Raw genomic sequence first — 15,865 nt, forward strand, 5'->3', positions numbered from 1 at the left:
GCGCCTTGAGACGCTGGCAAGTACATAGGGCTTATAGCCCTGGAGCAAACCACCCGTTTGACGGGTGGTCATGATTTTTAAACGGACTTAATTATAAACTAAATAGTTTTTTACTTAAAGCAATTTCTTCTGCAGTGTCTAAACTATTGGTAAATTTAATTTTACCAATAGCATCGTCTGTACGTCGTGTTTTATTTTCTTCTAATAGATGTTGCAATTCACGTGCTGCTCCCGCACCGCCATCAAAAATAGTCACTTTCGTTCCCATAATATCTTGTATTGTTTCTTTAGCAAATGGAAAATGCGTACATCCTAATACAATTGCATCAGTTTTATCAATATATGGCGCAAGAATTGTACGCAAGTACTCTTTTACCTCTGGTGTATCAAGTTGACCCTTTTCAACATATTCAACTAAATCAGGGGCTGGCAACTTGATTATATGTGCCTGCGATTCAAAACGTTGCATTAAATTTGCAAATTTTTCTTCTTTTAACGTTAATGGTGTAGCCATTACAACAATTCTCGAGTTAGGTTTATTTAAAACAGCTGGCTTCAAAGCTGGCTCTAACCCAATAATTGGTATTTCTGGATGCTCAAGTCTTAACCGCTTTGCAGCTGCACTAGTAGCTGTATTACATGCAATAACGATAGCTTTAACCTTTTCTTTTAGAAACTTGTCTACAATTGCATTACTCAACGCATAAACTTGTTCAACTGATTTTACTCCATAGGGTGCATTTTTTGAATCACCAAAAAAAATAAAATCTTCATTTGGCATCAACTTTACTGCTTCTTTTAAAACACTAATACCACCTAGCCCTGAATCAAAAATTCCGATGGCCTTATTTCTAAATTGTAAATCCATATTAGAAAAACTTCCTTACCTTATTAGTATCAGCATTAATTTTACCACATATCAGTTAAAAAGCTAAGATTCTATTTAGCATCTACAAAAGCTTGAATACGTTTAGCTGCTTCTTCTAGCGTTTCCATCGAAGCTGCATAACTTAAACGGACATAGCCTTCACCGCCAGGTCCAAAAGAAACTCCGGGTATTAAGGCTACCTTTGCTTTTTTAGCTAATTCTCGCACAAATTTCCATGAATCTTTATCAAACTTATTAGGAATCTTAGCAAAAAGATAAAATGCTCCATCAGGACTTGCAACCTCAAAACCTGCTTGCTTTAAAGCTAGCTGCATAAAATTGCGTCTCTTTAAATATTGTTCTTTCATCACAGCACTATCTTCTTTACCATTTTTCATGGCTTCTAAAGCAGCAAATTGGACATTGTCCGTTGGTGCTGTGACCATATATTGATGTGCTTTAACTGCTTGTTCAATAAAATCATCAGGTCCTAATAAATAACCAATCCGCCAACCAGTCATAGCATGTGATTTTGACAAGCCAGAAACTAATAATGCTTGCTCTGGTAAAAATTCAGCAATGGATGTATGTTGGCCATTATATGTAAGTTCTGCATAAACCTCATCACATAAAACCCAAATTCCCGCTTTACGCACAACGGCAGCAAGTTCTTCAAGTTGCTGTCTTGAATAAGTAACACCGGTTGGATTACTTGGATAAACAAGTACCAATGCTTTAATATTTTTTTCTTTATTATCAGCTAATACTTTTTCAAGCTTTTCAGCAGTTAAGACAAAGCCATCTGTACTTGTATCAACTGTAATATAATTACCATTATTAATTTCTGTAATTGGCATATAGATAGGAAATACAGGTGTCGGCACAATTACTGTATCTCCCGGATTTAAAATAGTCTGTAATACAACACTAATTGCCTCTGTTGCCCCAATTGTTGTAATAACTTGGTTAGCTGAATATTTTAAATTATATTTTTCATTATAGTAATCTGCTGTAGCCTTACGTAATTCCATGATACCTGGATTAGGTGTGTAATGTGACTGATTATCTATAATTGCATCTATCCCTGCTTGTTTGACATGCTCTGGTGTATTAAAATCGGGTTCACCTAAAGTTAACTTAATAATATTAGGAATAGAACTTACTTCTGTATCGAATTGTCGAATATCAGAAACAGCAATTTTTTCTATTTTATGATTAAATTTATTTTGCAAAATCACTTACCTCATCTCTTAGATAATTTTATTTCAATTACAATGATATCATTTTTTAATAAATACCACCTATTTTAATTTTGAAGCCACCTTAATTTCTGTGGATTTAGGAAACATTTCTCGTTGCCCTTTAGCCAAAGGTCTATCTGTAATAAACAAAGAAATTTTGTCTAATGCACAAATTCGATAGTAAGACTTATTTATAAACTTCTGATGTTCAGCAACTAATATTACTTTACGTGCCCGTTTAACAGCTAGACCAACAATTTCAGCATCACCTTGATCCAACAAATAAATCCCATTCTCATCTATGCCTGATGCAGCCACAAAAGCCGTGTCAAATGCCACATTTTGTAATTCACCCATTGCTCTATTAGAATAAAAAAAACGATTTTCATGGTTCAATGTACCGCTCAGAACTTTAACCGTTACTTTATTATGTTCAGCTAAAGCCATACAGTTATCTAACGAATGCGTAACAATTGTTAATGGCATATTTAGATTTTGGCATGTTTTTAATAGAATTGTTGAAGAATCAACAAAATAAACATGATGTGCTTTGAAATAATCAACCGCAGATAATGCCATTTGCGTTTTTTGCTTAGTAAAACGTGTTAATCTACTTTGGAAATTAGGGACACTTCTTCCAAAATCTAAAGGTAATATGCCACCATGAGTTCGCCTTACTTCGCCCCGTTTAGCCAATAATACAATATCTCGTCGAGCTGTATCTTGTGAAATACCAAATTCTTCCATTATATCCTTAGTTGAAAGTTCCTGCTTTTCTTCTAAAAGTTGCTTAATAAGCTCTATCCGTTTTTCTTGACTCAAAAGACTTCGCCCCTTATCTGTTAATTTGCTTATAGTATTATTATAATCCTTATAACATATAAAATAAATAAGTAATTATAAGCAGTTATAGGTAGAAGTCTTTTTATCTATTTAAATCACTAGCAATTATTTTTTGAATTGCCACATTATCTGAATTTTTTCCAATTGTAACACGCAACCAATTTTTCTGTAGTCCTCGACGTACTTGAAATCCATTTTGCAAAAGTTTATCTGCTAATTTATCTGCATCAAAATACTTGAAGTAAATAAAGTTAGCTTGTGAATGAAAGAACTTTATCCCGTTTACTTGTAAAAACTCTTCCCATTTTTCCCTTTCCTCTGCATTTTTTTGAACAGAATACTGCACAAATTTCTGATCTTTAAATGCACTAATTGCAGCAGTTTGTGCAAGTGAATTTAGATTATACGGTAATCTGATAGTTTGCAAGTATTCTGCCAGTTTAGGCGCCATAGCTATATACCCTACACGATAATTAGCTAAGCCATAAACTTTTGAAAATGTGCGAAGAACAGCTACATTTTCAAACTGCGAAAGTAATTCAAAGTTAGTTGGTATACTCTCATCCGTTACATAATCAATGTACGCTTCATCAATTAAAACGAGTGCTGTTTTAGGTACCTGCTCAATAAAATCACGAATATTTTTTTTACTTTCATAAACTCCTGTAGGATTATTAGGATTACACAACCAAATCAGTTTTGTTTTAGCTGTGATATTATCTAGAAATTTGTCTAAATCATAATGGCCGGTATCTGCCAAAACAGGAATATTTACGACTTTAGCTCCTTCAATTTTAGCATGAAGTGCATATTCTGAAAAAGTAGGCCCAGCAACTAGAATTTCATCATCCTTTTCCAAAAATGTCCGGGATAACAATTCTAGTATTTCATCCAAGCCTGAGCCAAAAACTAATTGTTCTTTAGGAACACCCGTTTTTTTCATAATTAAATCTCTTAACTCACTCGCATAACTGTCTGGATAACGATTACTTTCTTCAAACGACCATTTCACAACCGCATCTTTAACAGTAGGTGAAGTTCCAAATGGGTTTTCATTAGCTGATAAACGAACTAAGTGTGTCAAATTATATTTTTGTTTAACCTTCTCTAATGGTTCTTCAGGGATATAGCTATTTAACCGCTGAATACTTTCTTTCATATAAATAACCCTCCTATAGATCTTCGATTTCACGTCGGTCTTTTGTAGTACTCATTAATCCTTCACGTTTCGCTAGTTCTTCTTTGATATCATCATAAGATAAATTTTGTTCCACAAGTAAAACCATTAAATGATATAGCAAGTCTGCTGTTTCGTATTTTAGTTCATCCTTACTATTATTTTTAGCAGCAACAACAACTTCGGTAGATTCCTCACCTACCTTTTTTAAAATTTTATCTAAACCCTTTGAAAATAGATAATCTGTATATGAACCTGGACGGGGATTTTTTTTTCGCTCTACCACTAATTGATATAATTCTTCTAAGTCTTGCATAACAATACTTCCTTTCTTATAAAACCTTATTGAAAAAACATGTTCTCTTGCCAGTATGACAAGCTGGGCCCTTTGGATTTACATATATTAGTAATGTATCCTGATCACAATCTAAATAAATTTCCGTTACTTGTTGTAAATTTCCACTGGTTGCACCTTTATGCCATAATTCTTTACGTGAACGCGACCAAAACCATGTTTCTTTAGTTTCAAGTGTTTTTTGATAACTTTCTTCATTCATCCATGCAACCATCAAAACATCTTTTGTCTGATTGTCAACCACTACAGTTGTTACTAATCCTTTGCTAAAATCTGGTTTCATCGCACATTAACTCCTTTTTGACTAAGATATTCTTTAACCTCATCAATCTTTAGAGTACCAAAATGAAATACAGATGCTGCTAATGCGCCGGTAACATTTGATTTTAAAAAAACATCAGCAAAATCTTTTTTTGTACCCGCACCACCAGATGCAATTACGGGTACTTTTACCAACTCAGTTAATTTTTGATAAAACTCAACATCAAATCCTTTTTTTGTACCATCATGATCCATGCTAGTAACCAATAATTCTCCTGCACCTAAGGCAACTGCCTTCTTCGCCCAGGATAGAGCTTCGAGGTCCGTTCTTTGTTGACCTCCATGTGTATAAACTATTTTTTCTCCTGTTTTCAAATCAGTTTTTATATCAATTGCAACAACAATACACTGATTACCAAAGGTTTGTGCTCCTTGGCTAATCAATTTAGGATTAGCAACAGCTGCTGAATTCAATGAAATCTTATCAGCTCCGGCTTGTAATAAAGCCCGCATATCAGCAACAGAGCTAATTCCTCCGCCCACTGTCAAAGGCATAAAAACTTCTTTTGAGACTGCTGAAACAACATCTCTCATTGTGTGACGTTGCTCATTTGTTGCGGTGATATCTAAAAAAACTAATTCATCTGCTCCTTGCTTCTCATATGCAGCGGCAATTGCTACAGGGTCTCCCACGTCAATGAGGTTCACAAAATTGATGCCTTTTTTCACTTTTCCATTATCTACATCCAAACAGGGGATGATTCGTTTAGCTAACAATTGTGTTCACCTCCGCAATCTCTTTTAAGGTCAAGGTTCCTTCAAATAAAGATTTACCAACAATTGCATCCTTTATTCCTTTACTCCTTAACTCTGTGATATCACGTAAATCTCTTATTCCGCCAGATGCAATAATATTTGCTTGAGGAAAAAGTGTTTGCAACTTTATTAGCAATTCAACATTTGCACCTTGCAATGTACCATCCCGCTTAACATCTGTTACAATAAAATGTTTTGCACCTGAAGTTATCATTTTTTCAATTAATTCTGACATTAATACATTAGATTGTTCTAACCAACCACTTACAGCAACTTTGCTATCTGTGCCATCAACTCCAATTACAATTTTTTCGGCACCAAATTCTTGCAGAGCTTTTTTTGTAAATTCAGGATCTTTTAATGCTACCGAGCCAAGAATGACCCGATTAATCCCCATCTCTAAATACTGTTGTAATGCTGCAATGTTTCTAATACCACCACCAATTTCAATAATTCCCGAAAAAGAATCTCTTATTTTTTTTACTACATCTAAGTTCTGAGGCTTACCTGCTTTCGCACCATCTAAATCAACTAAATGTAGCGCTGAGATACCAGCAGCATTAATTTTTTGAGCTTGCTTTTCAGGTGTTGTTTCAATTAACGTATCTTTTGAAAAATCACCTTGATACAGTCTCACACTCTGACCATTTTTTAAATCAATTGCAGGAAAAATCATTTTGCCACCACCTCTTCAATAAAATTCTTAAGTAAGTTTAATCCAACCTGTGCACTTTTTTCTGGGTGAAATTGCATTCCATAGACATTATCATTTTGAACTATTGCAGGAACTGAAACTCCATAATCAACGGCTGAAACAATATATTTAGCATCACATTTAGCATAGTAAGAATGAACAAAATAGGTATATTGCTCCGCAACATCAGCAAAAACACTTTTATCTTGCAAAAGTTTATTTTTATTCCAACCAACTTGCGGAATTGATAGATTCATATCTTTTGAAAATTCAATTACTTTCCCAGGTATTAAGCCTAATCCTGCATGTAATCCATATTCTGTTGAAGAATCAAACAATAATTGCATTCCTAAACAAATACCTAACAATGGTATTTTATTTGCTGCCACTTGTTTAATCACATTTATTAAATCTCGCTTTTCTAATTGTTCCATAGCTGGTCTAAATGCGCCGACACCTGGTAAAACAACAGCCTCACTTGCCAGTATTGTTTGTGCATCTGCTGTAAGAACCGTCTGAACACCTAAATATTGAAATGCTTTTGCAACATTATAAGTATTGCCCGCACCATAATCTATAATTGCTATCATTAAATGACTCCTTTCGTTGAATTAACTCCTTTTATACTAGAATTTATAGTAACAGCTTTTCGCATTGCTCTTCCTGTTGCTTTAAATAAAGCTTCAATTTTGTGATGTGTATTGCGACCATATAAAACACGCATATGCAAATTCATTTCACAAGCAAAGGCTAGTGCTTGAAAAAAATCTTCTGTAATCTCTGTTTCAAAATCTCCCAATTTAGGATTATCTAATTCAGCATCAAAAACTAAGTAAGAACGACCGCTTAAATCAATTGCAACATGTGCAAGAACTTCATCCATCGGAACAAATGCATCACCATATCGTTCAATCTGCTCTTTATTACCCAAAGCCTTTTTAAAGCATTCACCTAAAACGATCCCTGTATCTTCAACTGTATGGTGGGCATCAACATCTAAATCGCCCTTTGCTTTAACTATTAATCCAAAACGACCATGCTTGGCAAAAAGTGTCAACATATGGTTAAAAAAGCCATTACCTGTGTCTATATCTATGCCTGACTCTTGATCCGCATTTAGTTCAACGAAAATATCTGTTTCATTCGTTTTTCTAGTAATATTTGCTATTCTCATATTATCTCTCCCTCTACTTAAAATCTTGCCTCTATTGCACGCGCATGAGCTTCCAAGCCTTCTGTACGTGCTAAGGTAGTAATTGCTGCAACATCTGCTTTTAATGCTGCCTTAGAAAATTGAATAAACTGTGTTCTTTTTACAAAATCATAGACGCCTAGCGGAGAAGAAAAACGTGCTGTCCCGCCCGTAGGTAAAACATGATTAGGTCCAGCAACATAATCGCCTAGTGGTTCTGAAGCATATCGTCCTAGAAAAACAGAACCTGCATTTTTGATGAGGCCTAAATATTCCATAGGATCATTAAATTGAATTTCCAAATGCTCCGGAGCAATAGTATTCATTAAAGAAAACATATCCGTAATATTTTCCATTACTGCAATAAAACTGCGATCCTCAATAGCTGCCTGTGCAATTTTCTTTCTGGGTAACTTTTCTAATTGAATTTCTATTTCATTTGCAACGTTTTTTGCCAATTGTAAACTATTTGTTACCAGCATCGCACGTGCCCGCTTGTCATGCTCAGCTTGTGATAATAAATCTGCAGCTAACTCGTTCGCGCAAGCCGAATCATCTGCTAAAATTCCTATTTCTGATGGACCTGCTACCATATCAATAGCAACTTGACCAAAGACTTGTTTTTTTGCAGTTGCTACAAATATATTGCCAGGCCCTACTATCTTATCTACCGGTTTAATTGTTTCTGTACCAAATGCAAGTGCTGCAATTGCTTGTGCACCACCAACCTGATAAACAGCATCAATACCAGCTAACTTTGCTGCTGCAAGAACAGCTTGATTAATACCTTCTTTTTGCGGAGGTGTCACCATTACAATTTCTTCAACCCCTGCAATTTTAGCTGGAATTGCATTCATTAATATTGTTGAAGGGTAAGCAGCAGTTCCACCTGGAATATATAACCCTACCCGTTTTAAAGGTATGACCTTTTGTCCACGAATAATTCCAGGCGTACTTGCATCTACAAAGCCATTGCTTTTCTCTAATTCATGAAAACTAGTAATATTTTTTTTAGCCAATAACAGACTATTTTTTAGATTTTCAGGTAATGTCTGCCATGCATTTTCTAAATCAGTTTCAGGTACTAAAAAATCACTTACATCTACTCCATCAAATTTTTGCGAATATTCACGTAGTGCCTTATCTCCGTCTTTAATCACTTTTTGAATAATGTCTTGGACACTTTTTTCTATGTGCATATCTACTGTTGCTTGCGTATATTCACTAACGATTTCTTTCATTTCATCCAAGTTTTTTTGATATATTTTCATACTTTTCTCCTTCTATTTCTCACTAGGAATAACTTTGGCCAATTCGTCTACAAAATTAAAAATTTCAGCTTTTTTTTGCTTTAGCGATAATGGATTAGCTACCAGTCTTGTTGAAACCTTGGGTAACCAAGCGTAAATTTTTAGATTGTTTTCGCGTAATGTTGTTCCTGTTTCAGTAATATCCACGATTGCATCTGCTAACCCAATTAGCGGTGCCAACTCAACAGAACCTTCAATTTTAATAATTTCAACATCTTGACCTTGACTAGCAAAATACTTTTGCGCTATTTTAGGATATTTAGTTCCTATAACCTTTCTACCTGGACTTTGCATATTAAAATCCGTAGTTGATGCAAGAATGAATTGGCATTTACCTACATTTAAATCCAAAAGTTCAAATGCTTCTAAATCCTGCTCCATTAAGATATCACTGCCAACAATACCTATATCCATCACACCATTTGATAAATAAGTCATTACATCTGGTCCCTTAGCTAAGATAAATTCGTATCTATCTCTAGCTAAACTAATTTGTAATTTTCGTTGCTTATTTTTTAAAGGTGCTGTATCAATATTCATCTTATCAAGCAACTCAACAAATTGACGTTCCACGCGACCTTTAGTTAAAGCTATTTTCAAAGTCATCCAACAACTCTCCTCTCTTTGTTAAAATCATTAGGCGAGCATTTTTTAATTTGGCAACTTTCCTGGCATTATTTAATGTAGCAGCTAAACATAATTCGTAATCTGGATTTTGTTCAACTATAGTAGCAGCTTGTGATAATTGTGGTGTATTAAAATATATCAGTACTCGATGTCTACTTTCGGCTTGATTTTGTTGAACCAATATACGTGCTAATAAATCAAGTTCAATTCCCATCCCTACAGCAGATTCTTCTTTATCTTTAAAATTAGCTAATAGCTTGTCGTAGCGTCCACCACTAACTACATACTCTGAAACATTTGCTAAGTAACCTTTAAAAGTTAAACCTGTATAATAGCTTTGTGGTGCCGGACTACTAAAATCAACGGTTACTCTTTGTTTTGGTAATGACTCAACAAGTTCTCCAATTGAAAAGACTTCTTCAATAGCCTTTCGGGCTTCTTTAGGGATATAAGTATTTTTTAGCATATTTCTAACTTCATTTAAATCACCAAATAATCGCGGCCATTTTTTTAAAAAATTAAATATCTTTTTATCTGCATATTTCTCTATTAGATTTTCATATAAGGGAATATTTTTTGTAAATAAAGCTTGTTTTACACTTTCGAGTAAATCATGATCTTCTTCTAATAAACTCAAAATTTTCTGTGCTAGCATGGCATGTCCCAATTCAACATAAAGCTTTCCTGCAAGAACATTTCGATTCAGTCTGTTTATCAAACACAAACACTCTAATTCTGCTTTATTCGTTTCATAGCCAACTAATTCAACTCCTGCTTGTGTTGCCTGATTGTATAATCCAACCAGTTCCTTATTGCGCTTGAACAAATCACCAATATAAGCAAATTTTTGTGGTATTACCACATTAGTAGTAGCCATAAATCTGGCTATTGGCAACGTTAAATCCGGTCGTAATACTAAAACCTCTCCATCAGGTTCCAAAACACGATAAAGGTTTCCTTGCCGCATATTATACTTATCAAAAACCTTTTGATATTCCAATAATGGTGTTTCTATACTTGTATATCCATAATCTTCAAATTGACTTAATAGATAATGTCGTAATTTTGCTTTTTTATGTGCAGTTTCACCAAAACAATCACGTAATCCTACTGGTAACTTGTATTTGTTCAATTACAATACCTCCTAAAATCAATTAAATTAATAATACAAAAACGCCCTCTTGCTTTTAGTAGCAAGAGGGCGTTTTAACGCGGTTCCACCTCAAAATTATCTGTTTTTCACAAAACAAATCTCATGTTGAATTTATCAACTGTGATAACGAGTTCACTCGGGTAAACTTACTAAAAATAAAGTTGTTCAATTTACCAGTTATTTGTAACTGTGTTTTCACTACCTTTCTCAATCCTGTTTTCAGCTTAGAGGAATCTCTGTATGTATCTAAAAAGTAGTTACTTGTTTACGCAAAACTATTATAATTTAATCTATTATTAATTTTTCTATTATCTTAATATCAAAACATATTTCTGTCAAGCTTTAATTTTCATAATCTTCATACAAATGCCAAGCAGCACCAACTTCTTCTAAGCTGTGTGCATCAGATCCAAAAACAAGCGGAATATCCCTTTCTTGTGCCAATTCAACAATTCGCTTACCTGGATAAAAGTCATTGCAATATGGCTTACGTAATCCAGCCGTATTAAAATCCAACTCTCGTCCTTGCTCTTTTAATTCATCTAATATTTCCTTAATTTGTTTAATGTTTTCCGAATCCCATTTACTAGGAAAATTAAAATAATCTTGATATTTTTTTATTAAAGACATATGTCCAATTCTTTTGGGGGTATATTCTCCCAAATCAGCATCTACCAAACGCTTTATTTGAGCAAAATATTTTCCATATAAAATGTCAGGTTCATCTAACCATGGACCAAAGCCTGTTGCAAATTCAAGCGTATCATAATCAATACCGTAAAACTTTTGTTCAATTCCTGGCATATAGTGTAAAGATAAAATATTTTGATCTGTATATGGACCAACTTCATCCAAAAATTGCTTGATTTCTGTTTCAAAACCTTGTAGATAATCCACTTCAAAGCCCACCGATATATTAATCTGATTTGCGAATTTTTCTTGCATATCTTGCCCCAGCTTTAAATACTCATCGACTTGATCACTTCGCAAGGATGCTGTTTTCAATCCTATTAAATTTCCAGCAAAACATTTATTAAATTCCTGTGGTAAGGGGGCATGTTCCGTAATACAGTAATCTGTAAAACCTAATTTAATTGCTTTCATAATCATTTTTTCAACTGAATCACCTGACCCATGTGGACATAATTCAGTGTGAGAATGCCCTTCAATCTTCATGTAACCGATCCTCTCTGTTTCTTTTTTTGCTTTTTTTACAATTAAGTTAAAGTAACTTTATACTTATATAGGAAAGATATAAAAAGAGAGTCGAACACCAACTGGTTCAACTCTGTATTAATATTTTTTATAAACTTATTTTTTAAATGCCTCTTCTAATGGTGGGACAACTTGCTTTTTCCGTGAAACAACACCCGGTAGATCAATTTTATTATCCACCAATTTAACATTAAAAGCTTTTTCAACCACATTCTGTGGTTCACCAACAACCAACAAACGTGTATTTGAATCTAGTATATTAGTTGCCATCAACAAGAATAAATCATAACCATTCTTTTCATTGGCATTTTCAATTGCATCACGAAAAGCTTGTTCGCGACTAAACACATCATCTAAATCAACTGTATTAACTTGATCAACTCGCACAGTTTTGCCAGCCATATCAAAAGATTTAGCATCTGCTTCAATTAGTTCAGCTTCTGTCTTGCTTGCTAAATTTGTACCTGCTTTTAGCATTTCCAAACCGTATTTTTCATAATCTACATTTGCTATTTTAGCCAATTGCTTACCTATCTTTAAATCCTCTTTTGTTGTTGTTGGCGATTTAAACAATAACGTATCTGAAATAATTGCTGATAGCATCAATCCGGCTAGCTTAGCGGGAATTTCAACACCAGCTGACTCAAACTCTTTGTAAACAATTGTACTTGAACACCCAACAGGTTCAGCATGATAATAAAGTGGTGCTGCCGTTTCAAAATTTGCAATCCTATGATGGTCTATAACATGTGTTACTGTAACATCTTTTAAATCTGAAACACTTTGTTGCGCTTCATTATGATCAACTAACATAACAGCGTCAACTTCTGCTTTAGCGCTACTAATTACGCGTGGGGCTGGTTCATTAAAATGAGCCAAAACAAATTTTGTTTCTTCATTTGGATTTCCTAATGCTACAGCCTCTGTATCTTTACCAAGCTTATTTTGTAAATACGAATAAGCCTTTGCAGCTACAATCGCATCTGTGTCCGGATTCTGATGTCCAAAAACTAGTTCTTTCATGTTAAAAAAATCTCCAATCTATAAAACTATTATTGTAATATTAATCATTGTTTTTTAAACGACTAACGTAATCTTTATGGTTTAAATAATCATCAAAGGCTTGTAAAAAGCTTTCAATACGTGGAATTTGATCTTTTCCCTTGCGGAAAACAAAGGACATATCAAACTTAACTTCAGGTTCAAATAATGCTGTCTTCATCTGTTCGCCATCATTGTGTGCCATAACATAAGAACTTGGTAAAGCCGTATATACATTAGCCGTCTTTGCAAATTTGAACAGTTGATCTGGTTTTGTAAAATGAGCAACACTTACTGGCTTATCAACCATGGAATTTCGATAATATTCACGAATAATGTCATTTAAATAATACTGTGGTGGATAAGTCACCCACTTATTATTCAAAGTCTCGCGCATTTTAATCCGCCGTCTTTTCGAAAGCTTTTCATCATTGTGCAAGAAAAGTAAGTCTTCAGTTAAAATACGTTTTGACTCGTATGGTTTCCAATTTTTGATACTTTCATCTGGTAAATACATAACTGCCAAATCAACAGTATTATTCTCTAGACGTTCCCAAATCTCTTTACGTGTTAAACTATGGACGGTTAGTTTAATTCCATTATTTTCCTTAAAATATTCAATAGCAAAATCAGTGAAAACTTTTTCTTCAATAGAAGCTAGTAACCCAATATTTATTTCACCTTGTGTAGCACTGGTTGTTTGCTGTATTTCATCCGTTGCTCGATTTAAAGTCTCATATATTTGATGTGTCGCATCTAGCATTGTATATCCAGCATCTGATAGATGTAATTTCTTACCAATAGAATAAAATAAAGGTGCTCCAACTGTTCTTTCTAATTTCTTGATTTGCTGAGTTAATGCTGGTTGCGTAATACCTAAAATTTGTGCCGCTTGTGTATAGCTCATTGTTTCGGCTAATTGTAAAAAATAACTTAATGTTTTTGAAGAAAAAATGTTTTCCTGTTTTGTCTTCATAAATCTGCAAATCTCCCCTCAGTTAGTTTTGATACATAACTATCCTTTAATAATTATATAAACATATAATACATCATTTTTTATTCAATAGACAAGTTATATTTATAATTTTTGGTATCTTCTATATATTTTTTTGCTTATAGTTAAAATAACTTTTTATTTTTATAACCCAGTATTTTTAACATTACACTAAGTATTGTTTGCTTTTATTAAACTATAGTCTCTTTAAAATATTTACTAATATTCTAATTCTTCTTGCAATTGATTTATTTCCATATTATTTGGATCTAACTTTAAGTATGCTCTGATACATTTAATAGCCTTTTCACGTTCACCGGCGTTTCTATAAAAAAAGCTTGCGTCATGTAAAAACTCAGGGACATTTTCCATATCTTTTTGAGCTGCTTGATAGTTAACTAGTGCATGTTCATAGTCATCCAGACGTGCATATGAACGACCCAAATTCCAATATAATTGCGCATCAACTTCATTATTGTTTAAATAGTTCGTTATCAATACAATATTCTTTTGATCTTCCGATGTAACTAGATATAAATTACTTAATTCCAAAACTAATGTCATATTCTCTGGATCTTGTACAAGTGCCTCATTTAAATAAGCACTTGCTTTTTCTGGATACCCGAGTTTTTGCGTATATTCTGCCGCTTTTTGATATAATGCTGTATTAAATTCATCGACAGCTAATCCTTCTTGAATTGTAATTAAAGCTTGTGAAATATTCCCTTTTTGCTCATATATATCTGCTAAAGCAGGATACAAGGTTGCATAATCAGGGTTTGTTTGCTTCAGCTTTTCAAAATTTTTTTGTGCATTATCTAAATCATCTAATTGCTTATACGTAAACGCTAATTGAAATAAGCTATCCGCATCTAATTTTTCATAAGGAATTTGTTCTAAATAGCCTAATGCTTGTTCAAAATGTCCATCAGCTACATACGACATTCCTAACCGTTGTATCAAATTGACCTTTGAAAATTCAAAAACACCTTGTTTTATCAAAGACAAATAAAAATCTCGAGCTTGAGAATACTTTTTCACATTGTAATAAAACTCCGCTAAAGCAAAGCGAATAACTTCTTGCTCTGGTGCTAACTTATATGCTGTTAAAAGCTTTTGCTCGCTAACTTCAAATATGCCTTGTGTCTGATATAAATCAGCCGCTACTAATAATGATTCCAGATATGCCGATGAATCTGATGATATTGTTTGTAAATAGTTCAAAGCTTCATCATCGTTTCCTTCAGCAATAGCAATATCTGCTAAACTTGTCCTAAGTTCATCCTCTTTTGGATAACGCTCTAATAATTTTTCATAAGTTCTTTTAGCCATATTTGTAAATCCAAGTGAATATAATTCTTCAGCTAGACTATACAATATATCATCGTCGTCCTTACGTAAAGCCCAAGCAAATTTCTTTTTTGCCTCTTTTATATCTCCATTAGTCAATAAAGTAAGTGTATCTTCTGAATAAGTCATCATATCATCCTTTAATTTGCTAAAAACCAACTATTCTTTTAGATAAAGAGGAGGCCAGAAAAATCCTAGCCTCCTCTTTATTTTTCTTTAAGGTATTACGAGTTTATTTAACCGCATCCTTCAAAGCTTTACCTGGTTTAAATGCAGGTACCTTACTTGCAGGAATTTGAATTTCTTCCCCAGTTTGTGGGTTACGACCTTTTCGAGCAGCACGTTCACGTACTTCGAAGTTACCAAAACCGATTAATTGAACTTTTTCGCCATCCTTAAGAAAGTCTTGGATTGAACCGAATACTGCATCAACAGCAACTGTTGCATCTTTTTTGGTTAAACCAGTCTTTTCTGCAACATTCTCGATTAATTGTGCTTTGTTTGCCATATGTTTCACCTCCTTGAAGCGAAAATCTGATAAGTCATGTGACATACCATTAAAATAACTCTACGGAAAAACCGCAAGAGTTGAAACAATGACCAACAAATCATTGCTCACTAACTAAAATACCATATAAAGCCTTATATAACAAGCTTTTTTTAGAATTTTAAGCTTAAATAGGCAAGTTTTTAGTCTTTTTATAATTTTAGCTAGAAAACGATATCAA

General features: G+C 33.7%; 18 protein-coding genes. All 18 read right to left on the reverse strand.

Annotated elements, in window-relative coordinates; all coding sequences use genetic code 11:
* Window positions 1-91: 91 nt before the first annotated feature.
* Window positions 92-868, reverse strand: coding sequence for a glutamate racemase (gene murI, locus LB941_RS10050; RefSeq protein WP_253361787.1), 777 nt, complete (start codon window positions 866-868; stop codon window positions 92-94).
* A gap of 71 nt (window positions 869-939) precedes the next feature.
* Window positions 940-2,100, reverse strand: a complete 1,161-nt coding sequence (locus tag LB941_RS10055; RefSeq protein WP_253361789.1) for a pyridoxal phosphate-dependent aminotransferase — start codon at window positions 2,098-2,100, stop codon at window positions 940-942.
* A gap of 69 nt (window positions 2,101-2,169) precedes the next feature.
* Entirely contained in the window at window positions 2,170-2,931 is a 762-nt protein-coding gene (locus LB941_RS10060; protein WP_253361791.1) for a DeoR/GlpR family DNA-binding transcription regulator, read from the reverse strand.
* Window positions 2,932-3,034: 103 nt separating this feature from the next.
* Window positions 3,035-4,111, reverse strand: coding sequence for a histidinol-phosphate transaminase (gene hisC / locus LB941_RS10065; protein WP_253361793.1), 1,077 nt, complete (start codon window positions 4,109-4,111; stop codon window positions 3,035-3,037).
* A 13-nt stretch (window positions 4,112-4,124) separates the two neighbouring features.
* Window positions 4,125-4,445, reverse strand: coding sequence for a phosphoribosyl-ATP diphosphatase (gene hisE, locus LB941_RS10070; protein WP_253361795.1), 321 nt, complete (start codon window positions 4,443-4,445; stop codon window positions 4,125-4,127).
* 16 nt (window positions 4,446-4,461) lie between these two features.
* Window positions 4,462-4,767: a phosphoribosyl-AMP cyclohydrolase gene (gene hisI / locus LB941_RS10075; protein ID WP_253361797.1), complete on the reverse strand. Its 306-nt coding sequence runs from the start codon at window positions 4,765-4,767 to the stop codon at window positions 4,462-4,464.
* Complete coding sequence (gene hisF, locus LB941_RS10080; RefSeq protein WP_253361799.1) at window positions 4,764-5,522, reverse strand: imidazole glycerol phosphate synthase subunit HisF; 759 nt, start codon at window positions 5,520-5,522, stop codon at window positions 4,764-4,766. The genes hisI and hisF overlap by 4 nt, the downstream gene beginning before the upstream one ends.
* On the reverse strand, window positions 5,512-6,237 hold the full coding sequence (gene hisA, locus LB941_RS10085; RefSeq protein WP_253361801.1) for a 1-(5-phosphoribosyl)-5-[(5-phosphoribosylamino)methylideneamino]imidazole-4-carboxamide isomerase: 726 nt from the start codon (window positions 6,235-6,237) through the stop codon (window positions 5,512-5,514). The genes hisF and hisA overlap by 11 nt, the downstream gene beginning before the upstream one ends.
* The gene (gene hisH / locus LB941_RS10090; protein ID WP_253361803.1) at window positions 6,234-6,845 is read right to left on the reverse strand and encodes an imidazole glycerol phosphate synthase subunit HisH; all 612 of its coding nucleotides are present in this window, start codon (window positions 6,843-6,845) and stop codon (window positions 6,234-6,236) included. Before hisH ends, hisA begins: the two co-directional genes overlap by 4 nt.
* Window positions 6,845-7,429 (reverse strand): imidazoleglycerol-phosphate dehydratase HisB, encoded by a 585-nt coding sequence (hisB, locus tag LB941_RS10095; RefSeq protein WP_253361805.1) that lies wholly within the window; start codon window positions 7,427-7,429, stop codon window positions 6,845-6,847. Before hisB ends, hisH begins: the two co-directional genes overlap by 1 nt.
* A 17-nt stretch (window positions 7,430-7,446) precedes the next feature.
* Window positions 7,447-8,718, reverse strand: coding sequence for a histidinol dehydrogenase (hisD, locus tag LB941_RS10100; RefSeq protein ID WP_253361807.1), 1,272 nt, complete (start codon window positions 8,716-8,718; stop codon window positions 7,447-7,449).
* Between the two features lie 12 nt (window positions 8,719-8,730).
* Entirely contained in the window at window positions 8,731-9,363 is a 633-nt protein-coding gene (gene hisG / locus LB941_RS10105; RefSeq protein ID WP_253361809.1) for an ATP phosphoribosyltransferase, read from the reverse strand.
* Window positions 9,338-10,516 carry an ATP phosphoribosyltransferase regulatory subunit gene (locus LB941_RS10110; RefSeq protein ID WP_253361811.1) on the reverse strand — a complete coding sequence of 393 codons (1,179 nt, stop codon included), beginning with the start codon at window positions 10,514-10,516 and terminating at the stop codon, window positions 9,338-9,340. Before LB941_RS10110 ends, hisG begins: the two co-directional genes overlap by 26 nt.
* A gap of 363 nt (window positions 10,517-10,879) precedes the next feature.
* Window positions 10,880-11,713, reverse strand: a complete 834-nt coding sequence (gene hisJ, locus LB941_RS10115) for a histidinol-phosphatase HisJ (RefSeq protein ID WP_253361813.1) — start codon at window positions 11,711-11,713, stop codon at window positions 10,880-10,882.
* Window positions 11,714-11,848: 135 nt separating this feature from the next.
* Window positions 11,849-12,775: a manganese-dependent inorganic pyrophosphatase gene (locus LB941_RS10120; protein WP_253361816.1), complete on the reverse strand. Its 927-nt coding sequence runs from the start codon at window positions 12,773-12,775 to the stop codon at window positions 11,849-11,851.
* Window positions 12,776-12,815: 40 nt separating this feature from the next.
* Window positions 12,816-13,769 (reverse strand): LysR family transcriptional regulator, encoded by a 954-nt coding sequence (locus LB941_RS10125; RefSeq protein WP_253361818.1) that lies wholly within the window; start codon window positions 13,767-13,769, stop codon window positions 12,816-12,818.
* A 237-nt stretch (window positions 13,770-14,006) separates the two neighbouring features.
* Entirely contained in the window at window positions 14,007-15,266 is a 1,260-nt protein-coding gene (locus LB941_RS10130) for a tetratricopeptide repeat protein (protein WP_253361881.1), read from the reverse strand.
* Window positions 15,267-15,369: 103 nt separating this feature from the next.
* Window positions 15,370-15,645, reverse strand: coding sequence for a non-specific DNA-binding protein Hbs (hbs, locus tag LB941_RS10135; RefSeq protein ID WP_253361820.1), 276 nt, complete (start codon window positions 15,643-15,645; stop codon window positions 15,370-15,372).
* Window positions 15,646-15,865 lie beyond the last annotated feature (220 nt).

The organism is Ligilactobacillus ubinensis (assembly GCF_024160875.1).
In the GTDB taxonomy this organism is placed as follows: domain Bacteria; phylum Bacillota; class Bacilli; order Lactobacillales; family Lactobacillaceae; genus Ligilactobacillus; species Ligilactobacillus ubinensis.